This window comes from Rhizobium sp. LEGMi-198b (assembly GCF_054114205.1).
In genome coordinates, this window is record NZ_JBSYVH010000015.1 from 26,311 (window position 1) to 51,507 (window position 25,197).

Sequence of the window (25,197 nt, forward strand, 5' to 3'; positions counted from 1 at the left end):
GCTACGTGTATGCCGTTTTAATCGGGTTGGGGTGGAGAGGTCGTTTCTCCCTCCGACAGCTCGCAAGCGAGCAGGATTGGATGGTCGAGGCCAGGCGTAGGCTGCTTGTTCAACAGGACCGCGACCGCCGCTGCCGCCATCTTCTGAATCGGCTGCTTGACCGTTGTCAGGCGCGGCGTGGTCATGCTGGAGAGCGGGATGCCGTCGAAGCCTACGATGGAAAGGGCTGCAGGTATCGGGATTCCCAAATCATGTGCCGCTCTCATGCAGCCGATCGCCTGCTGATCCGAGCTTGCAAAGATGGCGGTCGGGCGCTCGTAGCGCGCTCGTGCAAGCAGGTAGTTTCCTGCTGATCGACCGCTTTCATAGTCGAAAGCCGCCTCGGCTATGAGCGACGATCCTTGTATTTGCTTGCCATCATCGGACTGGCCCATTGCGTCAAGGTAGCCCTTGAGGCGATCATTGGCTGGTACGGAGTGTTTGGGCCCCGAAATGAAGCCGATGCGGCGATGGCCGAGCTTCAGAAGATGTTCGACGCCGAGACGGACTCCATGGCGGTGATCGGAGGCGATGCCGGAATATCCTGGCATAAGGCGGTCGACGACGACGATCGGCAATCCCTTCGGCAGCTTGATCGTGTGGAAATCGATGCTGGGAACGAGGATGATGCCATCCACCTTCCGGCTCATCAGTTGCCCGATGCGGTCTGCCTCCTTGGCCGCGTGGTCAAGGGAGGTCATGACAATGATGTTATAGCCATGACCTGCCGCCGCTTGTTCGGCGGATTGCACAAGTTCCGAGAAGAAGGGGTTGGTCAGGTCCGGAATAACGATGCCGATGAGGCGGCTGACCTTGCTGCGCATGCTTCTTGCAGACGGGTCGGGCATATAGCCGAGTTCTTCGATGATGCGCCTGACACGCGCTCTCAATTCATCCGTCACGGAGGGGTGATCGTTCAAAACCCTTGAAACGGTTCCGGTGGAAACTCCCGCGAGCTTGGCAACGTCTCGAATTCCGACCTTTGACATAACAGAAGCACATGTTCCTTCATCTTCGCCTTCCGAACACCGAAAGGCGCCCGATCCGGGCTTCCAGCTAATGGTCTCTATCGTCTCAGTCAAAGGGCACATCTCAATTTTGTGCCGTTAAGCTCCATAGCATAAGGTTGATATGCACTCAATGGAAACGGTTCATTGAGGCGCATGTACGCAAGCAACAATTATTTCAAATTTCAACCGGTTTAGGCTCTATGTCGCCGTCTTGACAACACTTATGGCCATTGCTACCCAATAGATGTTGGAAACGGTTCATTGCCGCTGGCAACTCAGATGGAGCTGAGCCCAGAAGGTGGGGAGGAAAGAAAATGTCCAATTCTATTAAGCGTGATTCCGTCATGATGAGTGCGTCGCGGCGTGCAGCATTGAAGCTCGGCCTGGCCGGCACCTTGATGCTCGCGCTGTCGTGCGGCGTGTCGCCCGCTTTTGCGGCCAGCAAGCCCAAGGTGGGCCTGATCATGAAGTCTCTGTCCAATGAGTTCTTCAAGCAGATGAAGGCCGGCGCCGACAAATATGCCGCGGAGAACAAAGACAAGTTTGACTTCAAGGCCGTCGGCATGAAGGACGAGCGTGACTTCGCCGCGCAGGTCGATGCCGTCGAAAACTTCGTGACGCAGAAATACGACATCATTGTCGTTGCTCCGGCCGATTCAAAGGCGATGGCTACCCCCATTGCGAAGGCCGTGAAGGCCGGCGTGAAGGTCATCAACATCGACGTGCCGCTCGACGCCGACGCCAAGAAGGCAGCCGGTATCGACCTCGCGTTCTTCGGTCCGGATAACCGCGAAGGTGCCAAGCTTGCTGGCGATGCGCTCGCCAAGGACCTCGGGCCCGGTGCGAAGGTCGTTATCCTCGAGGGTAACCCCGAGGCCGACAACGCCAAGGAGCGCAAGGAAGGCTTCATGGACTCCGTCAATGGCGGCAAGCTTCAGCTTCTCGACAGCAAGACTGCCCATTGGGAGACGGAAGAAGCCAATACCGTCATGACGAACTTCCTGACGAAGTATAAGGATATTCAGGGCGTCATGGCGGCCAATGACTCCATGGCTCTCGGCGTCGTCAAGGCTCTCGATGCGACCGGTCAGAGCGGCAAGATCAAGGTTGTCGGCTTCGACAACATTCCGCCGGTGCAGCCGCTGATCAAGGACGGCAAGATGCTTGCCACTGTCGAGCAGTATGGTGCGCAGATGGCCGTCATGGGCATCGACTATGGCCTGCGTGAACTTGCCGGCGAAAAATTCACCGGCTGGGTCAAGACGGACGTCAAGCTTATTACCGCCAAGGATCTCAAGTAATTGAGATTGCCCGCGGGGCTAAAAGAAGCGCCGGCCACTGGCCGGCGCTGACCGCTACCAGCCGATTTGCGCGTTGATCGCCGAGGGTGACGCTTCCGCACCTCTGAGTGCGTCGCGCAGAGGCTGGCCATCTCGAATTCGAAATAGACCATGAGGTGGACGTGTCAGACGCACCAGATGACTACATCCTGAAGCTGGAAGGGATCGGCAAGCGTTTCCCGGGCGTCGTGGCGCTCAAGGATGTTTCCCTGCGGGTTGGCCGCGGCAAGGGCCACGTTCTTCTTGGCGAGAATGGCGCCGGCAAATCGACCCTGATCAATCTGCTCGGGGGCGTCTTCAGGCCGGACGATGGCCATATCTCCTTTGACGGCAAGCCCTATCACCCAGCTTCGCCGCTGGAGGCGTTCAAAGCGGGCATCCGGGTGATCCACCAGGAACTGCACCCCCTTTCCAATCTCACCGTCGCCGAAAATCTGCTTTTCGAGCATCTTCCCCGCCGATACGGTCTGGTCAATTACAAGGAAATGAATCGTAGGGCCGCCGAGCTCCTGGCCGACGTCGGCCTCGATGTCGCCCCTACGACCCTGGCAAACCGTCTCAGCGTTGCGCAGCTCCAACTGCTCGAGATCGCCAAGGCGCTTTGCTACGAAAGCAAGCTTCTGGTCCTTGACGAACCGACGGCAACCCTGACCTCCAAGGAGGTCGATCGCCTGTTCGAAATCCTGAAGCGGCTGCGAGGTCGCGGCGTTACGACGCTTTACATCTCCCACAGGCTCGAGGAGATCTTCGAGGTCGGCGATGACGTGACGGTCCTGCGCGACGGCCAGCATGTGATAACCCGTCCGCTTGCAGGATTGACCATCCCGAATATTGTCGAACTCATGGTCGGGCGCACGATTGCGGATCATGGCGTGTTTCGCAAGGACAGCGTGGTGTCCGGCGAGGCGCTTGGCGTTTCCGGTCTGAAGGTGACGCGACATAGTCCGGAACTGTCCTTCTCCGTCGGCAAGGGCGAAATCGTCGGCATTGCCGGCCTTGTCGGCAGCGGGCGCACCGAAGCCGTCCGGGCGCTATTCGGCGCCGACGTTAAAGCCGCCGGCGAGATCCGCATCGATGGCGAGCTGGTCTCGATCCATTCGCCCAGGCAAGCGGTTGCCGCGGGCCTGTGCCTGGCGACTGAAGACCGCAAGATGCAAGGCTTGATGCTCGACATGAGCTGCGCGCAAAACACCACCATAACGGACCCAGCCAAGATCTCCCGCAAGGGATTGATCCTGCGCAAGGTCGAGGACGAGCATTCGCAGCGTCTCGTGCGCGAGCTTCGCATCAAGACCCCATCGATCCGCCAGGCGGTCAGGACGTTTTCCGGCGGCAATCAGCAGAAGGTGGTCATTGCCAAATGGCTTTTCCGTGGCCCCAAGGTGCTGATTTTCGATGAGCCGACCCGCGGGATCGATGTGGGCGCGAAAGTCGAAATATATGAGCTTCTTTGGAAACTCGCCGCCGAGGGCAAGGGTATTCTGGTGGTCTCCTCCGATTTGCCGGAACTCATGGGTATCTGCCACCGCATCATCGTTTTGTCGAACGGGAAGATAGCCGGGGAAATAGCGCGGGAACAATTTGAAGAGAGCAGCATCCTCTCACTCGCTTACAAGGAGTACAGCCGTGTCCGGGAACGTTGAAAACAAGACCGATATGAGAGAGAGCCGTTTTTGGGACAGCCTCATTCGGATTTCGATGAAGGAAGCCGGCGTTGCGATCGCCCTTGTTCTGATCCTGGCGTTTTTCTCGGCGACGGCACCCTATTTCGCGACGCCGGAAAACTTCCTCAAGATCTTCGTTCAGATCGCCATCAACACCGTGCTTGCCTCGGGCATGACCTTCGTCATCCTCGTTGGCGGCATCGATCTTTCCGTCGGCTCGCTGCTTGCCCTTTGCACGGTCATCGGCGCGACGATCATGATCGATCCACGCTTTTCGCCATGGCAGGCGATTGTCCTGGCTTCGCTCGCATCCATGGGAACCGGAGCCGTACTTGGCGCGATCAACGGCTGGGTATGCGAGAAGTGGAAGCTTCCGTCCTTCATCGTGACGCTCGGCATGCTCAATGTCGCCAGCGGCTTGGCGCGCGTTGTCAGTGATAACTCCACCATCACCGGCCTCCCGCAGCCTTTCGTCGATTTCGGAAATCTGATCTTCTGGGGCATCTTCCCGTCGATCTTCTTGATTGCGATCGTTGTGGTCCTCATCGGCTGGTTCGTGCTGCGCTATACGATCTTCGGGCGCTTCGTCTTTGCTATCGGCACCAACGAAGAGGCTGTCCGACTGTCGGGGCATGAGCCGAAAAGATACAAGATTGCGGTGTTCACGATTTCGGGGTTCACCGCCGGCATTGCGGCCATGGTCTATCTGTTGCGCCTCAACGTCGGCAGCCCGGTTGCAGGCATCGGCTATGAATTGAATGCCATCGCCGCAGTCATCATCGGCGGCACCAGCCTCTCGGGCGGCAAGGGATCGATCGTCGGAACGCTGGTTGGTGCCTGCATTCTGCAGGTGCTCTCCACGGGATTGCAGCTATTGGGCGCTGACGACAACATCAAGCCGATCGTCATCGGTGCTGTCATTGTCCTGGCCGTCATTCTGGATAGCTATCGCGGCCGTTTGATGCGGATATTGGAAACGCGATAATCGATCGCAACGCTCAGATGATCTAAAGCAATTGTTAGGCGACATGGTCGAGGGGTAGCCGTTCGGATCCTTGTGGCATTTGCGCGCAGATGAGATTTGCCAGCATGTTCCGCGCCTCGTCCGGCGCAACATGATGAGGCAAGTGCCCCACGCCGTCCAGCACTTTGATGAACGCCGCAGGGTGCTTGCGGCGTAACCAGTCTATGTGCAATGCCGGGTGGATGATCGCATCCGACAGGCCGAAGAGCACGTGGATGATGAGATGGGGCGGCAGGCTCGGTAAGAGCTGCATATCGCGGTTGAATGCCCGCAACTCGTCGGCCATGGTTTGTACCGCGAGTGGATTGACGAGGTGGCTGGCGGGTAAGCCGTCGAGGCGAGATGGGACTGTGTTCGGAAACGAAGATGCCCTCAAGCCTTGGCCGACGAAGAAGGTTGCCCAACGGCTGATGACATGCTGACGCACCAGGCCGCCCACCAAGGGAGCCGAGGCAGCCCTTAAGATAAGCATCGCTTTCGGCGGTACCGGGCTGCAACAGGGTGATATGAGGAAAAGCTTGCTTATGAGATCGGGCCTTCGCGCAGCCAAGTGCAGCGCAGGCGCGCTGCCAATCGAATGAGCAACGATGGTCAGGCCGGTAAAACCAGCGCAATCGAGGAAACGCTCAAGCCAGAATGACTGACCGATCGGGCCACATTCAGACGCTGGTATGGGTGTACTGAGACCATATCCCGGGCGGTCAGGGGCTATCACGCGAAACTCGCTATCCTCGAAAGGCAATAGCAATTCTTCGGCAATGCTGCCGCAGCCGTGAAGAAGGATCACCGGTTCCTTGTCGCGCACGCCCTTTTCGAGAAAATGAACCCGTCCATCGCCGATGGACCATATTGTGCCGACCTTGGGCGGGATGGGCTGCTTCCCTGACATGGCCAAAGAAACGCGCCTGCTTGCGCAAAGTTCCAAAGACAAGACGCGCCAGCATTGCCGCGCGATCGACGCAAGACGGTGGAGCCGCCACAGTGGGAACCAAGTCCCTGTCGCCTCGTTCCCGTCCTGTAGGAAGCAATAGGAGGAAACAATGTTTTCCGCAGACAATATTCGCGAGCATATGGAAGTACTGGCTGCCGACGGTGTGCATGTCGGAACCGTCGACGAACTTGATGGCGACACCGGTATCAAGTTGACCAAGAGCGACTCCGATGATGGCAAGCACCACCTCATTCCGCTGAATTGGGTCGATCACGTCGACGCTCACGTTCATCTCTCGAAGAATGCAGACGACGTCCGCAGTGAGTGGTCGACGCTCAATTAAAGATGATCAGCCGCGACCTTTGGGTCGCGGCCTGCCGCAGAAGGACACGTGGGGCTGCTGCGGCACCGACGCTCCCGCCATTTCGTGCATCAATGAATGCGGCTAGTGGTGCTTGAAGTACTGAACTTCGCGCTCGTGCTTCTCGGCTGCCTCGCGTGACTTGAACGTGCCGAGATTTTTGCGTTTGTGGGTCTTCGGATCGACCTTGCGCGAGTAGAGACGATACTCGCCGGACTTCAGCTTGCGGATCATGACAGCCTCCTATGTGAGGCCATAACCCCTACCGGCCAATGTCGGTTCCCCGATTGATCCGAATATCGTCGCAGCTCTCGACACCTATGCCTTCGCACCGCCAGCCGGATTCAGGAGAATCTCGAGCGACACTGGCCGCAGACCTTGCGCGTCCACGCCGACGTCGTACTGTCGGGGAAGCGGTCTGAGCTTTCCGTGGGAGTGACCGTGGAGATTGATCGATTTCTTGCTCATCTTATTCCAGGTTCGAAAAGGATAGTGACAGAGGATCAGCAGGTGGTCGTCCAGGGTGATCTCGCTGTAGTGCTGAACGCTCTCCCAACCGCTTGCTTTAGTCGTAGCGTCCGGGTCGTTGTTCCCGATGACGAGATGCTTGCGGCCATTCAGCATTGAGAGAAGCTGATCACAATCCCCGCCGCGTGATGACATGAAGTCGCCAAGGTGCCAGACATCGTCCCCGGTTCCGACGATCTCATTCCAGTTGTCGATCAAGGCGACGTCATGGAATGCCATATCGGGGAAGGGGCGTCGGTCGATCCTTAGGACGCGCGGATCGGCAAAATGGGTATCGCTTGTGAAATAGATCATTCGGCCAAAATGGCGGAGTTCGAGAGGAAACCAAGAGCTCTTTCGTGATTTGTATACCGTCACGCCATCTCGGCGAGGACTTCCAAAGGGTAGTTCTTGGATCATGCACATGGACGAAGAAACGAACGACAAATCCGCGGCCCCACACGTGGGTGCAACGACTGACTTGCCGCACGATCGAATGACGGTGCAGCGATTTCGGGAGGCGTTCCCTCGTGCGCGCTGGAGCGACAGTCTCAATGCGTGGTTCGTGCCTGGCCGTACGGCTCAGAGGCGCATCAGCCGCTGGTTGGCCGAGATGGAGGCGGAAGCCGACACATTCGCGGACGAAAAGGGCAGGGACGCCTTCGCATTCGATCCGATCGAAAGCCGCTATCTCGAAGCAGCGCCAGTATCCTTCCAAATCCGAACGCCGTATTCGCGGACCGTCATCAACGAGATCCGCGAAATCCCCTATGCCCGCTGGGACGCGGATCGGCGCCTCTGGACCGTGCCGTACCGCTCATTCGGCGAACTCCGGCAGCACTGGCCGGCGATCGAGACTGCTGCCAAGCGCAGCGAGCCGGACGTAAGGCGAGCGCGGCGGGAGACAATCAGGGGAACCGAGGAGGACGAGGCATCCAAGGCACGAACAAGGGAGCGTCGCAGGAAGCGATATCCCGTCCCCTCCGATGATTGCCCGCCCTTCGAAAATGCAGTCGGCACGCATGTCGGGGTCGTCTTCTTCACCGGCACGGACGGAGAACTGGCGGACCCGGCGACAATCAGCGCGCACTATTTTCCCGCCGAAGGCAGGGAATACGTCTGGGTCTCCTGGCGGCAAGGCGGGCTGGAAGAATTGGTGACAACCTGGCCGGCACGAGTGGCACCGGGTCAAGACGACCTCGACCGGGGCTGGTGGTTGCCGACGCTGGAGGAATTGCGAGTCGCGCGACGCGATGCCAAATCCCGATGGCGAGCCAGACAGCGCCGGAACAAGGACAATTCCTTTTGAAGGGTTTCAAAGCTTGGCGCAGAACGCCGTTGCTTCTAGCGACGCCTGAAAGTCTTCACGGCGCGATGGGATAAAATCAGAAAGACGGCGATCCATACGACCGGGTAGACTGGCAGCAACGCCAGATAAAGCCCGTTCTCGAAGATCGCGGCTTCGAATGTTTTCTTCGCCAACCAATAAGTCGGAACTCCGGTTGCGATGAGGATTGCCAGACCAAAGAGTGCTGGCTTCAAATAATGCTCGTACATTCCACTGTCCCCCCGGACAGCTCCCAAGCTTGCATCGAAAACTCGAAGATGTCGAGAGGCAGGGCAAGGCGTCCTGGTCGACTCCGTGCGGTCGATCGCCGAGGATCGGACAATTCCTTCCGACATGTCATATTTTATTTCTAACTAATGTAGGTTTCGCTATCGTTCGGCAATTCCATAGGAGGAGTAGGATGCAATACGTCGAGCCAAAGAAGGTAAGTCACAACACCGCGACGCGCGTATGGTCAGTCAAGGATTTTTGCAAACGGCACAGGCTGTGCAGCAAAGAGGAAACTCGACTTCTCCAGCTTTTTGGGCAGTTCGCGACGGCTAGCGAATTGCGATACAACACAACGCGCAGGCCGAAATGGCGTTGATTTGCGGAGGCGTGAGCGGCAGGCGGTTTCCCTCGGTTATGGGCGTCTGTCAAACAAAGCCCGCCACCCATGTGGGTGGCGGGCAACTTTTCCAGCAGGTCGCTCCGAGAACTAAGCCGAAAAGAGCGACGTTCAGTCTAATGACAGGGGCTTAGCGTACTTGATCAGAAAACGTCACTCCCGGTTTCCGGTTCCACGCCAATTCTTGAAATTGGGATGGGCCGAAAATACATCATTTCCAGTTGGTAACATGCGTTGGATGGGAGGAAAGGAATGATCAGCAGGTATCTCAGCAAGCGTGATTTGGCTCTCGATTCAATAGACTTGGACATTTGTCAGCGCGCTTTTGATGCCATTCTGCTCAAAAGGAATATTACGCGCGAAAGTGAAGAAGGCGAGGAAGTGGCAGCGATGATTATCGAGCTCTTCCGAGAAGGGATCCATGACGAAGATCAGCTCGTCGCTCTCGTCGGTATTAACGACAGCCATCGTCCGCTCAGTGGCGATAAATTCGCGCCTTGATGGAACAAATTGAGCGCAACTCTATTTGAGGAATTGGTTGGGAAGTTCCCCCACTTTCCAACTGGCCTCCAAAGCCAGCCCGTCGCTGGTAGTGTCCCCGCCGGCGACGGGTTCTTGATCGATCCAAGCTATAATGTCCCGAGCTGGCGCGGCTCGTTCCATAGCCATATGGACGAAGCCAATCGGCCAAGTGCAAGATTAGTCTGTGCTGATCTACTATCACCAGTTATGGAAAGCGTACGTATCAATCTTTTCAGACATGGCTGGGCTTCGCTCGCGTTGAGATGCCCTGGCCTTCGTTCGCACCCCAGCAACGCGCCATGGTTCAGGGATTTATGCAGGAGCTATAGCAAAGCGGTGATGCATCGCGATCGTCTGCGGCTAGCTCGGGCCGATGCCCATCAATTGGGACAATACGAGGAAATCTGCGACGATCTGGAGAAAGAAGTCCACGTCTATCTCAGCTTGTTGAATCCGCAGTCGTAGGCGTCAAATCGCCTCGAAATGGCGGCGGATCATCCCGTCTCTGGAATTGCCTCGGCGCCTATACGGTCGTGAGAATCCGGACATCGCCTTTGCGATCAATAACGTCGACCACGACATGGCGGCCGGAGCGGCGCAAAGCAACGTCTGCCGAGCCGGAGCCGATCTGCAAGTGCCGCAGAATGACTTCATCAAGAAATACGGGAAGCTGCGGCTCTTGAAAGCTGATCGGGCGCGCCATCCCCGGCAAATTACTTTTTGCCGATATTTCCAGATCGTTCGGCAGCTTTCAGCCCGTCATTCTGCAAATCCGCTTCGTCGGCAAGAATGGCGGCGGCTTCGCTGAGCAAAACGTCTTTGGCGTTCCTGCGGGCATTTTCAATGGCAAGATCAGCGCTCAGGCTGCGCTCGTTGGCTTCCAGGCCATCGTCGTTACCGGTATCCACGCCATCATTGATTTGCTCGCTCGCCTTGCGACGACTTGCCTGAGCAGCCAGCTCTTTGCGACGTTCGGCTTCATTGAGGGAGACAACCTGTTTCTCGCGCTGCGCCTTCAGTTCTGTAACATCTGCCACAAAGCGTTGGAAATCCGGATCGTTCTGCACCCGAGCATCGTGGCGGCTTTGCAGTTGCGGCAGCAATGCCTTTATATCGCCGGCAGGCGCATATTTCGCTGGCTTGACCTGCGTCCAGGGCAGGGCATTGTCAAAACTCGCCTCACCAAAGGTCTTGGGGTCTGAAAGGCCTGGCAAGCTGATGTCGGGCACCACGCCGCGCAGCTGTGTCGTGCCGCCATTGACACGGAAAAACTGGGCAACCGTCAATTTCAGCTCACCGAATTTCGGCTTGCTGGTGTGCGCCACCTGATCAAGATTGACCACAGTTTGCACCGTGCCCTTACCAAAACTCGGTTCTCCGACAATCACGCCGCGACCATAGTCCTGTATCGCTGCGGCAAAAATTTCGGAGGCCGAGGCCGAGCCACGGTTGATCAACACGCCAACCGGACCTGTCCATGCGGGTGCGGGAAAATCATCGCTTTCCACGTTCACGTCACCGCCGGCATCGCGTTGCTGAACGACCGGGCCTTTGCCGACGAACAGGCCCGTCAAATCGATGGCCTCGGACAGCGAACCACCACCATTGTTGCGCAAGTCAACGAGAACGCCGTCGACATTGTCTTGCTTCAGTTCAGCGAGAAGCTTGGCGACGTCGCGGCTTGCGCTTCTATAATCCTTGTCGCCTTTTCTCCGCGCTTCGAAGTCTTCGTAGAAGGCGGGCAGGGTAATCACCCCGATCTTGCGAGTGGCATCGCCATCCTTTACCGAAAGGATCGTCTTCTTGGCGGCCTGTTTGTCGAGGCTGATCTTATCGCGCACCAGGCTGATGACATGGTGCTTGGCATCCGGTCCTGCCTCCGCCGGCAAGATGTCCAGGCGCACGGTGGAACCCTTTGCGCCGCGGATCATCTGCACGATTTCGTCGAGGCGTGTACCGACAACTTCCTTTATCGGGCCGTCCTCGCCTTGACCGACGCCGATGATGCGATCCCCGACGGCAAGCTTGCCGGACAATTGTGCCGGGCCTCCAGCCACTAGCTCGCGGATCGTCGTGTAGTCGTCCCGTTCTTGCAGCACCGCCCCGATACCAACCAGCGAAAGCTTCATTGAAATATCGAATTCAGCCGAAGCGCTCGCACCGAAATAGTCAGTATGCGGGTCGATCGATGTCGTATAGGCGTCCATGAACGTCTGGAAAACATCGTCGCTCTTGTACTTGTAGGCGCGCTCGAGGGAGTTTTCATAGCGTTTATCGAGCGTGTCGCGAATGCTGGCATCGTCTTTGCCTGCCAGTTTCAAGCGTAGCCAGTCGCTCTTGACGCGTTTGCGCCACAAGTCATTGCTTTCCGCTTCGGATTGCGGCCAGGGCTCCTTGTCGCGGACCAGCGGATAGTCTTCCTGCACGGTGAAGTCGAGCTTCTGGTTGAGCAGGCTGCGCGCATAACTCATGCGATCGACCACCCGCTGCTCATAAGTGTTGAAGATCGAAAATGGGATCTTCAAGTCCTCATGGTTGATGGCATCGTCAATCTTGGCGCCGTCAGCCATGAACCTGTCGATATCTGACTGCAGGAAAAGGACACGATCCGGGTCCAGGGATTTGATAAACCGATTCATGATCGTGCCCGATAAGGCGTCATCCAGCGGAACGGGCCTATAGTGGAAGCGCGTGAGAAATTGCGCGCTCAGATGAGCGGCTTGCGCTTGTTGCTGTAGCGGCGTCAAAACTGGTGGTGAGCCGGTTTCCAGAGCATATGCCGAGGGAGCAATTGCCAGGAACGCACAGAAGAAACCGCATTGTAGACGCATCAAGCTTCGATCCAATTCACATCGTTTGAGTCTTTAATGTGCGATGTTCGTGGAACAATTATGGTCTTTTGGCAACTAAACGAACGCGTTCTATCTGAATGTGGGTTTTACAAGTCCCGACCACAGATTCCGGCAGGGCGGATTTAGATCGATTTTTGTGGGCACCGATCTGACAATTTGCGCCTCTTCATTGAAGCGTTCGCATTTGACATGTGTCGACGAGCAAACACCAATGGCGAAGTTTTGATATAAGCTGTCGGGTAGTCAGGGCATCACCTTGGTGTTGTCGCGATATCTTGCTCCCAACAGGGGAGAAAGATCGTCGTGACAGAAAATCTATCCATCGACGGGCACGTTCATTTCTTCACAGCCTCCGATCTTGCGGCTGTGGAGGGGCAGCTCCCTTATTCGCTGCCGTCACCCCATTCGCTATCCGACTATCTTGCCGACCTGGCGAGCGCCGGAATTCATCCAAAACTCCTGAACAACGTGCATCTCAGCATTTTGCCGGATTCGTCCAATGTCTTCGAGTCGTTCGATGAGATGGCGGCGCTGAGGGCAAAATGGCCGGAACGATACGGAGACGTCCGATTGGTCGGAACGATCAAGGCGGACCCGGCCTACGCGACCGTCGAACGGCTATCCCATCCCGATGTTTTCGGGATCAGGATCGTTCTTCACGATGCTCCGCCGGAAAGCATATCGGATCGCGCCTATCGCGGCGATGATTGGGTCGCGCTCATTGGCAGGCTCCGGGTGCAACAACACGTCCACATCTACGCCAAAGAGGCGGAGACGAACCTGCGAGTGCTGCGCCAAATGCCGGAGACAATCCGCGTCGTCATCGATCACCTCGGCTCATGCCATGCCGAGCGCGGTGCTGACGAGCCCAGCTATCACGCCTTGCTTGAGGAGGCCAAGCGCAGGGGAAACGTATGGTTCAAGGGGCCTGGATACCGGACTTCGACCAATATCGACGATGTCGTTCCTTTCGTGTCGGCAATCATCGCGACCGTCGGAGCGAACCGCGTTCTGCTCTCGGCCAGCGACGCTCCGCACGTTGGGGCGGGCAGCCAAGGCCACAGTTTTACAAGCCACTTCGATTCTGTGTCGGCGCTCAAATTCTCGGAGACGCTCGCTTCGGCGGTGAGTGCCGCCACTGACATATCTGTCTTTCGGCTGCTGAACGCTGCGGCGAACGACCTTTTCCCTTGTCCAGAAGAAAGTGAAACCATGACGGACATCATCGTCGAAAACATCACATTTCCCGTTGCGTACGATAACGCGACGATCAATCTGGCCGGCAGCGTGTTTCAGCCGGCTTCACCGGACAGGAGCCTGCCGCCGGTGGTTTTCAACTCCGGTTTTACGGGCGGCGTTTCGATGTATGGCCAGCTTTTTGGCCGGGCCTTGGCCGAGCGCGGCTATCGGGTGATGACCTATGATGTCGCGGGGTTCTTCACCAACAGGGATGTGCGGAACACTGCGAAGAAAGACGGTATCACCGTAACGAATGTCAGCCTTGTCGATCAGACGGCCGAGGTCCTGGCTGCCGTGCGGTGGGCGAGGGAAAACTTCGGTTCAATGCCCGTCGTCGCGTCTTGGGCGATGGGTTCGGTCGTCAGCCTTGCGGCAGTCGTTGAACTGGCCAAGCAGGGCAAGGAGCAGATCGCGTTTTGGGTGCCGATGAACTACACCAGCATTGCGGCCCTTCAGGATCTTCGGGCGGACAAGTCGGGTGCGGACGCTGCGATCAAGAGGCTGGCGGACGATGCGGCGATCCTGCCGTTCGACACCGGAACCGAGGCGACCAAACTCGGCTATTACCCGCTCGATACCGACACGCAGGAATATGTCGATCGCCAGCTCGGCGGATACACCGAGATTGGCGGCGTCGATCGTTGGCCGGGTTGCAGTCATGTGACGGCGAAGTCCTATAAGGAGTATGTAGGCTTCGACCCTGAGAAAAGCCTCAATGGCGCCAGCGGCTTTCCGCCGGCACTCATCGTGCATGGCGCTCAGAACACTCTACACATGCCTGAAGAGTCGAGCCGCCTACAGAAGCTCTATCCCGGCCGCGCAGGTGACGAGCCGCTTATCATCGAGGGCATGATGCACGGCCAGCAGAACCAGACCGACAATCCCATCTTCCACCAGCTCATCAAGGACATTGACCAGGCGATCCGTTCTGCCTGACACTGGATGAATTGGCGGGGGAGAAGGCGTCCGGCGGGAATGATGCAGCAGGGTATCGATGAAGGACATCCGATACGCGTCGGATTGCTATTTCTTCCGCAGTTTTCCATGATGGCGCTCGCATCGGCGAGCGAACCACTCCGCGCAGCGAACAGGTTAGCCAGTCGCAAGCTATATGACTGGTGCCTCCTCTCGGAGGAAGGCGGTATAATTACGTCGAGCAGCGGCTTTGAAACGCGCACTATCTCGATCAGCGAGACCCCGCAGCTCGATAGATTGTTCGTTGTCGCCAGCCTCGATATCGAAAGCAAGCGACCAAAACCGATCCTGCAATTCCTGCGGAAACTTGCGGTAAGCGGGATGCCCATCGGCGCGTTGAGTACGGGCACATTCATACTTGCGCGGGCAGGGTTGCTGACCGGCAAGCGGTGTACCCTTCATTGGGAATCCCTTCCGCAGTTTGCCGAAGAGTTTCCAGACATCGAAGTCACCCGCGAGCTTTATGTCCGGGACGGGAACCGCTGGACCTGCGCGGGCGGTACCGCCGCAATCGATCTCATGCTAGCTCAGATATCGGGTGACCACGGAGCTCAGCTCGCCGCCGACACGGCCGAGCAGTTTCTGCACACCCGTATCCGAGGGCCGGAAGAGCAACAGAGGATGGCGATCCAATGGCGCTACGATATACACGACGCCCGCCTTGCAGCCGCGATCGGCATCATGGAGCAGAACCTCGAATACATCGTTCCGATCGACGACATCGCGAAAAGAAGCAACCTTTCCGGTCGGCAGTTGGAGCGCTTGTGGCATCAGCACTTCGAAATGACGCCGCAGCGCTTCTATCTCAATGTCCGGCTGAACGCGGCTCGCCGGCTGATCAAAGAGAGTTCCGAGACTATTGCAGCAATTGCCCTTCGCTGTGGTTTCGTGTCGGCATCGCACCTCGGCAGCGCCTACCGTCGCCTGTTCGGACATAGCCCCAGCGAAGAGCGCCGGAAATCGATGGCAGATATTCGTTTTTCCTCAGACCAAGGTCTTGGTTCCTTATAGGACTTATGTCTGAAGCCGAAAATCTTTAGTCCGAATGCCATAGATTATGCCTGGTGCTGCGCCAGCTTTTTCCGGCGATGGAAGCGGCGGGGGTATCCCACCGCCTTCGTCAGGCATGGAGAAGCTGGATGAACATGAACGGCGTCCTCAAAAACGGCGTCCTCGCCCCGGTGCTTGCTACAGGTTCCGTCGGCGGCGTCACTGGATTTGCCGACACCGTTGTCAGGGGCAGCATTGATTGTGGCAAGTGAGCGAAGTGCCACCGTTGCGGTGGTAGTGCCAATGTTCAATGCCGAACGAACGATCGGCGCGACCTTGGCCAGTATCTGTCGGCAGACCCATGAGGCGCTGGACATCATCATTGTCGATGACGGTTCGTCGGACAGTTCTGCATCGATCGCGGCCGCTCATGCGAAGCAGGATCGGCGGATCCGGATCATCCATCAGTCCAACAGCGGCGTCGCGGCAGCACGCAACAATGGTGCGGCCGCGACGGACGCAGAGTTTCTGGCCTTTGTCGATGCGGACGATCTATGGGCTCCGTCTAAAATCGGGCTTCAGCGGGAGGCGCTTGAGAGGGGCGGCTCGTCGGCCGGATTGGCCTACTGCTGGTTCGCGCTCATCGACGAGGAAAGTCGTGTATTCTCGCTCTACAATCGGCCGACCGCCGAAGGAAATGTGCTCCAGCGCATGTGCAGAAAGAATTTCGTCGGCAATGGCAGCTCGATGCTCATGCGTCGTTCCGCGTTCGAAAAGGCAGGCGGATTCGACCCCTCGCTGAGGGCGCGCAAGGCTCAAGGCTGCGAGGACCTGCTGATGTGCCTCAGAGTTGCGGAGAATTACGAATTTCGCGTGGTGCCGCAACATCTTGTGGGCTACCGCATGACTAACACGAACATGTCGAGCGATGTCATGCAGATGCTTCGTTCGTGCGAAATCGTTTTGGATGAATTTCGCGAGAAATATCCTGGGTATGGCACCGACCTAGACGCTCATCTGGCCGACATGATCCATTGGCTCGCAGTGAGGGGGTTCGTCGGCGGGCGATTTTTCGATGGCTGTGATCTGTTGAAGAGATTCTTGGTGTTAGAACCACGCCTGGCGATTTCGAGCATGCCGAACATGCTGAATGTGTATTGTCGAGCTAGGCTGGTTCCCCGCTGGATCAAGGCTCGGCTGAAGCGCTTGCGAAGCCAGAACGGGAAGTTTCGCCCTCTCTATATGGAAACGATCCGATGATGGTCGTCGCGCCATTCTTCACGAGCTTGCGACGGCTTTTCCGTCTGGCAGCGGCACCTGCCTGGGCTGGACCGACCATAGTAGGGCTCGGGCTGGCCGCGGCGGTCCTCGAGGGTGCCGGTCTTTTCCTTTTCATTCCTCTCATTCAGAGCCTCGGCGCTTTGACGCCGCAGCCGGGCAGATGGCAGGCGATTTTCGGCCAACTGCTGGCGTCCATTCCCGAACACCATTTAACGGCGTTCCTGGTCGCAGTTCTGTGCTTCACCATCCTCCTCAAAAATGTGGTCCATTTCATCAACACCTGGGTGACCCGGTACGTGGACGGTCTGGTCGCACATCAATTGCGGGCGAAGGTCTTCGATCAGACGATAAGCTCGTGCATCGACTACAGGGTCGAGAACAAGCGTTCGGACATCATCACGACGATTGCCAACAACACCTGGAAGGTCAGCCAGGGACTGAGCCTTGCCTATCGATTGATGATCTGTTTCTGCACGTTCGTCGTTTTTGTTCTGCTGATGCTCCTGATTTCCGTCCGGTTGACGTTTTTCTCGATGATGTTTCTGCTTTTCGGCGCGATGGCCATTCGCGTGGCGACGCGCCGCGCCGACGAGACCGGCAAGGCCGTTGTCGAAGAGAACAAGCAGTTCGGCCTCAGGATGTGGGAAAGCATCAACGCGCTGCAATTGATCCGCGCTTTCGCCCAGGAAGACTATGAACGCAATCGCTTCCTGCAGACGTCGGACACGGTGCGGCGACGTCTCCTGAAACTCGACATGCTATGGGCTACTCCTGCACCGGTCTCGGAAATATCGATCACGATGCTGATCGGCGCTCTCGTTCTTATAGCTCAGTCGACAGACGTCGGCATTGCCGCCTTGGCCGCCTTTCTATCGCTGCTCTACCGTCTTCAAGGTCCGACCCGGGAATTGTTGCAGTCGAAGATCGCATTGGATGGTCTTGCCGGCAGCATCGACGACGTCGACGATTTTCTCCGCAGGACGGAGAAACCCTTTCTCGCCCACGGGCTTCTACCGGCAGCAGCGCTCAACAAGGCCGTCGAGTTCCGGAACGTCTCCTTCCGCTACGATCCCGACCAGCCGCTGGCCCTGCAGGGCATCTCCTTCAGCGTTCCCGCAGGCAAAACCACGGCGATCGTCGGAGAGTCGGGTGCAGGCAAATCGACGGTCATGGCTCTGCTTTTTCGTTTCATGGATCCCACGTCCGGTGAGGTCGTCGCAGATGGGGTGCGCCTTCCAGAATTCGAACTCCGCAGTTGGCGAAGGCGCCTGTCGCTCATGTCGCAGGAAGTCCATCTCTTCAACGACACGATCGCGGCCAATATTGCCTATGGCGACCTTGAGGCCGGCAGGGCGGAGATACGCAAGGCGGCCGAGATTGCCAAGGCGGACGATTTCATCCGATTGCTTCCAGATGGCTATGAGACGCGCATCGGCGACCAGGGGATGCGTCTGTCGGGCGGACAAAGGCAGCGCATAGCGCTCGCCCGGACCATGCTTCGCAATCCCGATATTCTGCTGCTGGACGAGGCCACGAACGCGCTCGATGTCGAGACCGAACAGGCATTTCAGCTCGCGCTCGACGAATACTCGCATAACCGCACCGTTGTCGTGATCGCTCACCGGCTTTCGACCATTCAGGCCGCCGACCAGATCATCGTGATGTCGAAGGGTCGCGTAATCGAGACTGGCTCGCCGGCAGAGCTCTTCAAACGAGGCGGCCATTTTTCCCGGCTCCACGAGTTTCAACATGGCCGTGCCGCCACAATGGAAATTAATCGATGAGCTACAAGCTTACTGACATCGAACTGTCGGAACCCTTGGCGCCGATCGAGCTCTCGACCGAGCAGAACGGGGTCGGCCTCATCGCCCGATGGCAGGGACGATTGATTGGGTTCGAAATGATCGAACTATCGGCCGGATCGGTGATGACGGTCGAAAGGCTGAAAGCGCTTGCCGACGAGCGCTTTGCCGGGCGCATCGTCGTTGCAAAGCTGGAAGAGGAGCTGAGAGAACGGCAGCCGGTGGAGGAAGCGGCGCTGCCGAGCCTCAGCATTGCGATCTGTACCAAGGATCGCGCGCAGCGTCTTTCCCGGCTGCTAAGCTCGCTCGATCGGGTTCGAGGCGATCATTCCTTCCAATTCGTCGAAATCGTCGTGGTCGACAATGCTTCGGTGGATGCGGCTACACGCGAGGCCGTCGCGGGTTTCAGGGATGTCCGTTATGTTTTCGAACCGAAGGCGGGACTGGATTTTGCCCGTAACGCGGCCCTTCATGCGGCCAGGGGCGATATCATCGCCTATCTGGATGACGACGTCGTGGTGGACCGCAACTGGCTCGCAGGTCTTGCCAAGGCTTGTCGTGAGAATCCTGGCGTCGGCGGTTTCACGGGCCTGGTGCTGCCATATCGCCTCGACACCGAGGCGCAGATCTTTTTCGAACGACGAGGAGGGTTTGGCCGCGGCTTTGCTCGAAGGGAGTTTCACAGAACCCGTTTCGACAATCCACTCCATCCCGTCGGGTCCGGCACTCTCGGTGCCGGCTGCAATATGGCCTTCGATCGCGCGCTGCTGATCCAGCTTGGCAGCTTCGATGAAGCGCTTGATACGGGAGCGCCGCTGCCTGGCGGCGGCGATCTCGACATTTTTTACCGCGTGCTGCGTTCGGGCCGCCCCATGATCTATGAGCCGGAATATGCAGTTTATCACGAGCATCGCGAAACCATTCCGCAGCTCCGGCGACAATACTGGACGTGGGGCCTCGGCATGATGGCATTTCTCGTCAAAAGCTATCGCACCGACGATGAAATGCGCGCGCAGCATCGCGCCCTAGTCCGTTGGTGGTTCTACGATCAGTTGAAGGCGCTTGCTCGCGCCGCAAGACGATTTCGCGGCCACGAGCTGCGTTTCGGCATGGCAGAGCTGTGGGGCGGAATCTACGGCCTTGCGGGCGAATACGACCGCTCGCGCGCACGCATCCAGGCGATCCGGGAGCGCAACCCATGATGAAAGAGCGCTTTGAGGTGCGGCATATCGATCTCGCCGCTGCCAATGCCGGCGCCGAGAGTGGGCCAGCATTGTCCATCTTCTGGTGGAAGGACCTGCCGCTTGGAACACGTGCATCCTTGCAGGATGAGCTGCCTTACGGAATCCCTCAGTTGCGCCAACTCGCCGCCGAATATGCAGCCGCGCAACTGGAAGCGCGCAGCATCAGTCTTAGCGCACCGCTGCGCGCCACCTACGAAGGATGGCCCAAGCGCGCACTCTCGCTCGAGGCCGCGCTGAAAGCGGAAGTTCTGATCGGAAGCCTCGATGAGTTCGCAACCGCGTCTTCCGCTTCGGCGCATGACATCTCCGTGGTGATCTGCACGCGCGATCGCGGTCCGGCGCTGGCTGATTGCCTTCGCAGCGTGGCAGCACAGCGCAGCGCCCCGGGGGAAATTATCGTCGTCGACAATTCCAGCAACGGAAATGCCAAGGGCGTGTGCGGAGAGTTCCCTGGCGTTCGTTATGTCCATGAGCCGCAGGCTGGCTTGAGCCGTGCCAGAAACGCGGGAATTCGTGCAAGCCGGCTGAATATCGTCGCCTTCACCGACGACGATGTCGAAGTCCATCCCGGCTGGACCGCAGAGATCGCGCGCGCCTTTGCGGACCGGGATGTGGATGCGCTCACTGGTCTGGTGCTGCCGGCGCGCCTCGACACACCAGCGCAACGCTGCTTTCAGTTCACCATGGGCGGCTTCGGGACCACTTTCGTGCCGCTCACCTTCGACAGTCGCTTCTTTGAAGAGACGCGGCCGAGCGGGGCGCATGTGTGGAAGATGGGCGCAGGCGCCAACATGGCCTTTCAACGATCCGTATTCGAGCGGGTCGGCCTGTTCGACGAACGCCTCGGCGCAGGAGCTGCGGGGTGCTCCGAAGACTCAGAACTCTGGTACCGGCTTCTGGCGACCGGCGGGGCGTGCCTCTACGAACCGCGGGCCGTCGTCTTCCACCACCATCGAAGCGACTGGCCGGGCCTAAAGCGGCAAATGAGCGCCTACATGAAGGGCCATGTGGCGGCGCTTGTGGTGCAGTACGATAATTTCGGCGACCGTGGAAACATCGTGCGCATCTGTAAGCAACTGCCGGTCTACTTCCTGAAGACGTTCGTCAAAACGCTTTTCGAGGGTCAGCCGGGCAGGCTCGGAATTTTGGCCTCAGAAATGCGGGGATGGTTGGCCGGGCTGCCGTTTCTTCTGCGCTTCGGTTGGAGAAAGCGGCGGATACCAATGCGTGTAGCCGCCGATGCGAAGGGAATGGCGAAATGATCAAGAAGGCGCCGCTTGGCCGGTTCCTGTCTGGGAACCCTTATCCGAATGGTCTGACGGATGGCCTCTTCTATCGTGAGAAGATGCGCGCCATCCATCGTGTCGCCCCGACCGAAACCGGCGGCTTCGGACGGGTGTTGGAAATCGGCGGCGGTCGCAGCGGCCTTGCCAGCATTCTCTACCCGGAAGCAGAGATCGTCACGCTCGACATCGACCCGGAACTGGGCGAGCACCAGCCCTCGTGGGCGAGATCGACCTTCATTTGCGGCAATGCCTGTTCGCTGCCCTTCGCCGACGGCAGCTTTGATATCGTCACCTTGTTCGACGTGCTGGAGCATATCAGGGACGATCGCCTCGCCGCACATGAGGCGTTGCGGGTAGTGCGGCCGGGCGGATATGTCCTCATCTCCACCCCTGAATCCAAATGGCACTATCCCTATTTCGGAGCCATGAAACGCCATTGCCCGCATGAGAGCGAGTTGATGCGCGAGTGGGGGCATGTCAGGCGTGGGTATAAGGACCCGGAACTCACAGCTCTTTTCGACAGGCCGCCGGAACGGCGTGCCACGTTCATCAATCCCGCGACGGCGTTCTTCCATGACGTCTCGTTTTCGCACCTCGGACGCCGCCGCCGCAAAGTTCTTTATGCGCTCGCGGCTCCTGTAACGGCCATTGGTTATCTGATGCACCGGCCCTCCACGCGGGGTACCGAGACAGCATTCGCCTGGCGCAAATGACCGGTCATCGGACGCCGCGGGTGATCGCCCTCTTTCCTTGGGGTGACGTGATCGAGGAATTTCTCGAGCCGATTGGGCTTGAGCTCCAGGATTTCGTCGAGCGGATGACGGGAGGCTGGCTATTCGGCTATGCCGCCGCGCTGAGCTCGGTGGGCCACAAGCCCATCATTGTCTGCGCATCCGAGCGGGTGAGCAGAATTGAATGCTACGTGCATTCCGGCACAGGCACGCCTATCTGGGTCGCCCCGGCAAGGCGGTCCCGGCAGGGCCATTCTCCCGCCGCCTCTAGCCTGCGGCGCTGGGCCGCGACGCCGCTCGCAGCCTTCCGCGAGATACTCATCCGCTCCCGATGCAATGTGCTGCTTGCCCAGGAATATGAATATATTCGCTTTGATGCGCTTGCATGGCTGGCGCGCCGCATGAAGGTCCCTCTCTACGCCAGCTTCCAGGGCGGAGATCGTACGCTGTCCTGGATCGAGGCCGTTGCGCGGCAGCTTTCGTTGCGCGCGTGCTCCGGCCTCATCGTCGCTTCCTCTGCGGAACGCGACCGCCTCGCCAAGGCTTATCCGCGCATTGCGCTCGACATCGCGAATATCCCGAATCCGCTGGATACCGGGGAATGGCGGGCGATGGACCGCGTGGAGGCGCGAGCAAGCCTTGGCTTGCCGCAGGATGGTTTCATCGTCTTCAATCACGGGCGCATTGATATCCGCCGCAAGGGGCTCGATGTTCTCCTGAAGGCTTGGGCGCGCTTTGCCGACAATTCAGCCGGCGAGCTGGTGATCATCGGTTCGGGCCAGGACAGCGAGGCGTTTGCAAGGCTTCTTGGCGAAAGCGGCCTGTCGAATGTGCAATGGCTTTCCAGCTACACGACCGACCGGCCCCTGATCCGGCGCTGGCTTTCGGCCGCGGATGCCTACGTCACGGCCTCGCGCATCGAAGGTATGCCGGTCGCGCCATTGGAGGCAATGGCCTGCGGCCTTCCTGTCGTCGCCACGGACGCGCAGGGTTTGCCGGACATTCTGGCCGATGGAGAGGCCTCCGGCGGCCTGATGGTGGGGCAGGAGCGGCCAGAGGAGATTGCGCAGGCCCTGGCGAGATTGAAAGACGATAGAGCCTTTCGAGCACAACTCAGTACGGCGGCCAGGAAACGGGTTACAGAAAAATTCTCGATCGAGGCGGTCGGTGCCGCTCTCGATGATTTTCTGACAAAGCCCCGAAGGTAAGGGTCACACCCGACTGCGATACCAGGCGAGCGCCGTCTCTATGATGGTGTCGATATCGGAATGCCTGGGCACCCATCCAAGCTCCCGCTCTGCCTTGCCGGCCGCAGCGACGAGCGCCGGCGGGTCACCGGGTCTGCGGGGACCATAGGCAACGGGAAGTTTGTGTCCGGAAACGCGGCCGACGGCGTCGACCAATTCTTTGACAGTCGTTCCGGTGCCCGTACCGAGGTTGTAGACATGCACGCCTCGGTCCCGCAATAGCTTTTCACCCCCAAGGACATGGGCATGCGCCAGATCACTGACGTGGATGTAGTCGCGGATGGCGGTGCCGTCCCGTGTGTCGAAATCGGTGCCGTTGATGGTAAAGGTCCGACCCGGTTTGATCGCCGCCTCTATGGCGAGCGGAACGACATGTGTCTCAGGTTCGTGCCGTTCGCCGATCTCGCCATCAGGGTCGCAGCCGGCTGCATTGAAATATCGCAGCATCACCGCATTAAGGCCGCGCGCACGCGAGAAATCCTCTACCATCCGCTCGATCATGAATTTCGACCATCCATAGGGATTGATTGGCCACTGCGGATGCTCTTCGTCGATCGGGGTGCGCACCGGAATGCCGTAGGAAGCGCAGGTACTTGAAAAGATCAGCCTGTCGATCCCGGCCTTGAGCATCTCCTCGATGAGCACCAACGTCCCAAAAGTGTTGTTCCGGTAGTAGAGTTCAGGCAATTCGACGGATTCGCCGACGTAAGCATAGGCGGCGAAATGCGCCACCACATCCGGTCGGTACTGGCGCAGTGCTGCCGCCATTGTCTCGGCGTCTGCTATATCGCCCTCGACGAGCGGTCCCCATTTGACCGCTTCACGCCAGCCGCGGGAGAGATTGTCGTAGGTTACCACCGACCAGCCCGCCTCGGCGAAAGCCTTGCAGCAATGCGATCCGATATAACCGGCTCCGCCTGTGACTAGGACAGTGCTCATTCCGCGGCGACCTGCTGTGAGCGGTCCGACGAAAGCAGGTCGTCAAAATAGGCGATCGTTTTGGCAAGCCCGCCCCGCAACTGGACCTTCGGCTTCCAGCCAAGCTCGCGCATGGCGAAGCCAATGTCCGGCTGCCGCTGCCTGGGATCGTCGGCAGGCAAGGGCAAGTATTTTATCGTCGATCGGCTTCCAGTCAGTTCTATGACGAGATTGGCAAGCTCCAGCATCGTAAATTCCGCCGGATTGCCAAGATTGATCGGGCCTGTGATCTCGTCCTTCGTCCCCATCAGACGAACCAGGCCGTCAATGAGGTCGTCGACGTAGCAGAACGAGCGTGTCTGCTGGCCATTGCCATAAACGGTTATCGGCTTGTTCTGCAGCGCCTGCACGACGAAGTTGGAAACGACACGACCGTCATCGGGGTGCATCCTTGGGCCATATGTGTTGAAGATGCGCGCCACCTTGATCCGGAGCTGGTGCTGTCGCCAGTAATCGAAAAACAGGGTCTCGGCGCAGCGTTTGCCCTCGTCGTAGCAAGAGCGCGGTCCTATCGGGTTCACCCGGCCCCAATAATCCTCCTGTTGCGGATGGATCTCGGGATCGCCGTAGACTTCGGAGGTGGAGGCCTGGAGGATCTTTGCGCCGACCCGCTTGGCGAGGCCCAGCATGTTGATCGCGCCATGGACGCTGGTCTTCGTCGTCTGCACCGGATCGAACTGGTAGTGAACCGGACTTGCCGGGCAGGCGAGGTTGTAAATTTCATCGACCTCTATGTAGAGGGGAAAGGTAACGTCGTGGCGGATGATCTCGAAAGACCTGTCGTCAAGCAGGTGCGCGACGGTACTTTTGCGTCCCGTAAAGAAATTATCGACGCAAATAACTTCATGTTTTTCCCGCAAAAGCCGTTCACACAGGAACGATCCGAGGAAGCCTGCACCACCAGTCACTAGGATTCGCTTCGTTTGCATGGCCGATTATCTCGCAGCTCGTTCGGTGACGTTGCCGCCGGCGGAAACCATGGCAAGCACCAGGGCGACGATGCTGTTCTTGAGGACGTCGTTCATGTTCTCGACCCTTCTCCAACGCTTTACGAAGGCGGTCGGATTGCCCGCCGCTTCCATCGCCGGGGAGACGTGGCGCAGCGGTAGGTATAATCTATGGCGTTAGGACCAAAGATTGTTGTCTTTGGACGAAGGTCCTATAATGAACCGGACGTTAGTCTGAGGCAGAGCGAAGTTTCTCAAGCCGTGGCGTTGCC

Annotated in this window: 24 protein-coding genes; 15 read left to right on the forward strand and 9 right to left on the reverse strand. The window is 58.4% G+C overall.

Annotation, left to right across the window (positions count from 1 at the left end; genetic code table 11):
* Positions 1 to 17: 17 nt before the first annotated feature.
* On the reverse strand, positions 18 to 1,028 hold the full coding sequence (locus ACXHXG_RS31670; protein ID WP_285170079.1) for a LacI family DNA-binding transcriptional regulator: 1,011 nt from the start codon (positions 1,026 to 1,028) through the stop codon (positions 18 to 20).
* Between the two features lie 335 nt (positions 1,029 to 1,363).
* On the opposite strand from ACXHXG_RS31670, the gene ACXHXG_RS31675 reads away from it, so the two are divergent.
* The 3 genes from ACXHXG_RS31675 to ACXHXG_RS31685 all read left to right on the forward strand — a co-directional run bounded on the left by ACXHXG_RS31675 (position 1,364) and on the right by ACXHXG_RS31685 (position 5,038).
* Positions 1,364 to 2,350, forward strand: coding sequence for a sugar ABC transporter substrate-binding protein (locus ACXHXG_RS31675; protein WP_104827444.1), 987 nt, complete (start codon positions 1,364 to 1,366; stop codon positions 2,348 to 2,350).
* Positions 2,351 to 2,511: 161 nt separating this feature from the next.
* Positions 2,512 to 4,032, forward strand: coding sequence for a sugar ABC transporter ATP-binding protein (locus ACXHXG_RS31680; protein WP_104827962.1), 1,521 nt, complete (start codon positions 2,512 to 2,514; stop codon positions 4,030 to 4,032).
* Positions 4,016 to 5,038 carry an ABC transporter permease gene (locus ACXHXG_RS31685; RefSeq protein WP_457901844.1) on the forward strand — a complete coding sequence of 341 codons (1,023 nt, stop codon included), beginning with the start codon at positions 4,016 to 4,018 and terminating at the stop codon, positions 5,036 to 5,038. The genes ACXHXG_RS31680 and ACXHXG_RS31685 overlap by 17 nt, the downstream gene beginning before the upstream one ends.
* Before the next feature lie 34 nt (positions 5,039 to 5,072).
* Here ACXHXG_RS31685 and ACXHXG_RS31690 read toward each other — a convergent pair whose 3' ends face one another.
* Positions 5,073 to 5,966 carry an alpha/beta fold hydrolase gene (locus ACXHXG_RS31690; RefSeq protein WP_457901845.1) on the reverse strand — a complete coding sequence of 298 codons (894 nt, stop codon included), beginning with the start codon at positions 5,964 to 5,966 and terminating at the stop codon, positions 5,073 to 5,075.
* A 151-nt stretch (positions 5,967 to 6,117) separates the two neighbouring features.
* Between ACXHXG_RS31690 and ACXHXG_RS31695 the strand changes: the two genes are divergently transcribed.
* Positions 6,118 to 6,351, forward strand: a complete 234-nt coding sequence (locus tag ACXHXG_RS31695; protein WP_104827441.1) for a DUF2171 domain-containing protein — start codon at positions 6,118 to 6,120, stop codon at positions 6,349 to 6,351.
* Between the two features lie 102 nt (positions 6,352 to 6,453).
* On the opposite strand, the gene ACXHXG_RS31700 is transcribed toward ACXHXG_RS31695, so the two are convergent.
* Positions 6,454 to 6,603, reverse strand: a complete 150-nt coding sequence (locus ACXHXG_RS31700) for a hypothetical protein (RefSeq protein WP_016553206.1) — start codon at positions 6,601 to 6,603, stop codon at positions 6,454 to 6,456.
* A gap of 84 nt (positions 6,604 to 6,687) precedes the next feature.
* Complete coding sequence (locus ACXHXG_RS31705; RefSeq protein WP_457901846.1) at positions 6,688 to 7,191, reverse strand: metallophosphoesterase family protein; 504 nt, start codon at positions 7,189 to 7,191, stop codon at positions 6,688 to 6,690.
* A 109-nt stretch (positions 7,192 to 7,300) separates the two neighbouring features.
* On the opposite strand from ACXHXG_RS31705, the gene ACXHXG_RS31710 reads away from it, so the two are divergent.
* Entirely contained in the window at positions 7,301 to 8,185 is an 885-nt protein-coding gene (locus ACXHXG_RS31710) for a hypothetical protein (RefSeq protein ID WP_457901847.1), read from the forward strand.
* A gap of 35 nt (positions 8,186 to 8,220) precedes the next feature.
* Here the strand turns inward: ACXHXG_RS31710 and ACXHXG_RS31715 are convergent, their stop codons facing one another.
* Complete coding sequence (locus ACXHXG_RS31715; RefSeq protein ID WP_285170075.1) at positions 8,221 to 8,433, reverse strand: hypothetical protein; 213 nt, start codon at positions 8,431 to 8,433, stop codon at positions 8,221 to 8,223.
* 650 nt (positions 8,434 to 9,083) lie between these two features.
* Between ACXHXG_RS31715 and ACXHXG_RS31720 the strand changes: the two genes are divergently transcribed.
* Entirely contained in the window at positions 9,084 to 9,332 is a 249-nt protein-coding gene (locus tag ACXHXG_RS31720) for a hypothetical protein (protein WP_104827436.1), read from the forward strand.
* Between the two features lie 544 nt (positions 9,333 to 9,876).
* Here ACXHXG_RS31720 and ACXHXG_RS31725 read toward each other — a convergent pair.
* Together ACXHXG_RS31725 and ACXHXG_RS31730 are read right to left on the reverse strand one after the other, a co-directional pair.
* A complete protein-coding gene (locus ACXHXG_RS31725) occupies positions 9,877 to 10,056 on the reverse strand; it encodes a hypothetical protein (protein WP_457901873.1) in 180 nt (59 codons plus the stop codon).
* A gap of 10 nt (positions 10,057 to 10,066) precedes the next feature.
* Positions 10,067 to 12,184, reverse strand: a complete 2,118-nt coding sequence (locus tag ACXHXG_RS31730; protein ID WP_457901848.1) for a carboxy terminal-processing peptidase — start codon at positions 12,182 to 12,184, stop codon at positions 10,067 to 10,069.
* A gap of 324 nt (positions 12,185 to 12,508) precedes the next feature.
* Between ACXHXG_RS31730 and ACXHXG_RS31735 the strand changes: the two genes are divergently transcribed.
* From ACXHXG_RS31735 to ACXHXG_RS31775, 9 genes are all read left to right on the forward strand, one after another.
* Positions 12,509 to 14,380: an amidohydrolase family protein gene (locus tag ACXHXG_RS31735; RefSeq protein ID WP_457901849.1), complete on the forward strand. Its 1,872-nt coding sequence runs from the start codon at positions 12,509 to 12,511 to the stop codon at positions 14,378 to 14,380.
* A 42-nt stretch (positions 14,381 to 14,422) separates the two neighbouring features.
* Positions 14,423 to 15,430 carry a GlxA family transcriptional regulator gene (locus ACXHXG_RS31740; RefSeq protein ID WP_457901850.1) on the forward strand — a complete coding sequence of 336 codons (1,008 nt, stop codon included), beginning with the start codon at positions 14,423 to 14,425 and terminating at the stop codon, positions 15,428 to 15,430.
* Positions 15,431 to 15,558: 128 nt separating this feature from the next.
* Positions 15,559 to 15,681, forward strand: coding sequence for a hypothetical protein (locus ACXHXG_RS31745; protein ID WP_260304382.1), 123 nt, complete (start codon positions 15,559 to 15,561; stop codon positions 15,679 to 15,681).
* Between the two features lie 19 nt (positions 15,682 to 15,700).
* Complete coding sequence (locus ACXHXG_RS31750; protein WP_457901869.1) at positions 15,701 to 16,669, forward strand: glycosyltransferase family A protein; 969 nt, start codon at positions 15,701 to 15,703, stop codon at positions 16,667 to 16,669.
* The gene (locus tag ACXHXG_RS31755; RefSeq protein ID WP_457901851.1) at positions 16,666 to 18,474 is read left to right on the forward strand and encodes an ABC transporter ATP-binding protein; all 1,809 of its coding nucleotides are present in this window, start codon (positions 16,666 to 16,668) and stop codon (positions 18,472 to 18,474) included. Before ACXHXG_RS31750 ends, ACXHXG_RS31755 begins: the two co-directional genes overlap by 4 nt.
* Positions 18,471 to 19,694, forward strand: coding sequence for a glycosyltransferase family 2 protein (locus ACXHXG_RS31760; protein ID WP_457901852.1), 1,224 nt, complete (start codon positions 18,471 to 18,473; stop codon positions 19,692 to 19,694). Before ACXHXG_RS31755 ends, ACXHXG_RS31760 begins: the two co-directional genes overlap by 4 nt.
* 71 nt (positions 19,695 to 19,765) lie before the next feature.
* Positions 19,766 to 20,998: a glycosyltransferase family 2 protein gene (locus ACXHXG_RS31765; RefSeq protein ID WP_457901853.1), complete on the forward strand. Its 1,233-nt coding sequence runs from the start codon at positions 19,766 to 19,768 to the stop codon at positions 20,996 to 20,998.
* The gene (locus ACXHXG_RS31770) at positions 20,995 to 21,735 is read left to right on the forward strand and encodes a class I SAM-dependent methyltransferase (RefSeq protein WP_260304379.1); all 741 of its coding nucleotides are present in this window, start codon (positions 20,995 to 20,997) and stop codon (positions 21,733 to 21,735) included. Before ACXHXG_RS31765 ends, ACXHXG_RS31770 begins: the two co-directional genes overlap by 4 nt.
* Positions 21,732 to 22,961 carry a glycosyltransferase family 4 protein gene (locus tag ACXHXG_RS31775; RefSeq protein ID WP_285170060.1) on the forward strand — a complete coding sequence of 410 codons (1,230 nt, stop codon included), beginning with the start codon at positions 21,732 to 21,734 and terminating at the stop codon, positions 22,959 to 22,961. The genes ACXHXG_RS31770 and ACXHXG_RS31775 overlap by 4 nt, the downstream gene beginning before the upstream one ends.
* A 3-nt stretch (positions 22,962 to 22,964) precedes the next feature.
* Here ACXHXG_RS31775 and galE read toward each other — a convergent pair whose 3' ends face one another.
* A complete protein-coding gene (gene galE, locus ACXHXG_RS31780; protein WP_285170059.1) occupies positions 22,965 to 23,939 on the reverse strand; it encodes a UDP-glucose 4-epimerase GalE in 975 nt (324 codons plus the stop codon).
* Positions 23,936 to 24,907, reverse strand: coding sequence for a UDP-glucuronic acid decarboxylase family protein (locus ACXHXG_RS31785; protein WP_285170058.1), 972 nt, complete (start codon positions 24,905 to 24,907; stop codon positions 23,936 to 23,938). Before ACXHXG_RS31785 ends, galE begins: the two co-directional genes overlap by 4 nt.
* Positions 24,908 to 25,197: the final 290 nt, after the last annotated feature.

What these genes read in the sequence shown, in the direction of transcription:
- ACXHXG_RS31690 (WP_457901845.1), bottom strand. Translation starts at nt 5,966, where the DNA reads ATGTCAGGGAAGCAGCCCATCCCGCCCAAGGTCGGCACAATATGGTCC.
- galE (WP_285170059.1), bottom strand. Translation starts at nt 23,939, where the DNA reads ATGAGCACTGTCCTAGTCACAGGCGGAGCCGGTTATATCGGATCGCAT.
- ACXHXG_RS31760 (WP_457901852.1), top strand. Translation starts at nt 18,471, where the DNA reads ATGAGCTACAAGCTTACTGACATCGAACTGTCGGAACCCTTGGCGCCG.
- ACXHXG_RS31670 (WP_285170079.1), bottom strand. Translation starts at nt 1,028, where the DNA reads ATGTCAAAGGTCGGAATTCGAGACGTTGCCAAGCTCGCGGGAGTTTCC.
- ACXHXG_RS31675 (WP_104827444.1), top strand. Translation starts at nt 1,364, where the DNA reads ATGTCCAATTCTATTAAGCGTGATTCCGTCATGATGAGTGCGTCGCGG.
- ACXHXG_RS31720 (WP_104827436.1), top strand. Translation starts at nt 9,084, where the DNA reads ATGATCAGCAGGTATCTCAGCAAGCGTGATTTGGCTCTCGATTCAATA.
- ACXHXG_RS31770 (WP_260304379.1), top strand. Translation starts at nt 20,995, where the DNA reads ATGATCAAGAAGGCGCCGCTTGGCCGGTTCCTGTCTGGGAACCCTTAT.
- ACXHXG_RS31700 (WP_016553206.1), bottom strand. Translation starts at nt 6,603, where the DNA reads ATGATCCGCAAGCTGAAGTCCGGCGAGTATCGTCTCTACTCGCGCAAG.
- ACXHXG_RS31725 (WP_457901873.1), bottom strand. Translation starts at nt 10,056, where the DNA reads ATGGCGCGCCCGATCAGCTTTCAAGAGCCGCAGCTTCCCGTATTTCTT.
- ACXHXG_RS31705 (WP_457901846.1), bottom strand. Translation starts at nt 7,191, where the DNA reads ATGATCTATTTCACAAGCGATACCCATTTTGCCGATCCGCGCGTCCTA.
- ACXHXG_RS31715 (WP_285170075.1), bottom strand. Translation starts at nt 8,433, where the DNA reads ATGTACGAGCATTATTTGAAGCCAGCACTCTTTGGTCTGGCAATCCTC.
- ACXHXG_RS31695 (WP_104827441.1), top strand. Translation starts at nt 6,118, where the DNA reads ATGTTTTCCGCAGACAATATTCGCGAGCATATGGAAGTACTGGCTGCC.
- ACXHXG_RS31710 (WP_457901847.1), top strand. Translation starts at nt 7,301, where the DNA reads ATGGACGAAGAAACGAACGACAAATCCGCGGCCCCACACGTGGGTGCA.
- ACXHXG_RS31755 (WP_457901851.1), top strand. Translation starts at nt 16,666, where the DNA reads ATGATGGTCGTCGCGCCATTCTTCACGAGCTTGCGACGGCTTTTCCGT.
- ACXHXG_RS31775 (WP_285170060.1), top strand. Translation starts at nt 21,732, where the DNA reads ATGACCGGTCATCGGACGCCGCGGGTGATCGCCCTCTTTCCTTGGGGT.
- ACXHXG_RS31730 (WP_457901848.1), bottom strand. Translation starts at nt 12,184, where the DNA reads ATGCGTCTACAATGCGGTTTCTTCTGTGCGTTCCTGGCAATTGCTCCC.
- ACXHXG_RS31785 (WP_285170058.1), bottom strand. Translation starts at nt 24,907, where the DNA reads ATGCAAACGAAGCGAATCCTAGTGACTGGTGGTGCAGGCTTCCTCGGA.
- ACXHXG_RS31745 (WP_260304382.1), top strand. Translation starts at nt 15,559, where the DNA reads ATGAACATGAACGGCGTCCTCAAAAACGGCGTCCTCGCCCCGGTGCTT.
- ACXHXG_RS31740 (WP_457901850.1), top strand. Translation starts at nt 14,423, where the DNA reads ATGCAGCAGGGTATCGATGAAGGACATCCGATACGCGTCGGATTGCTA.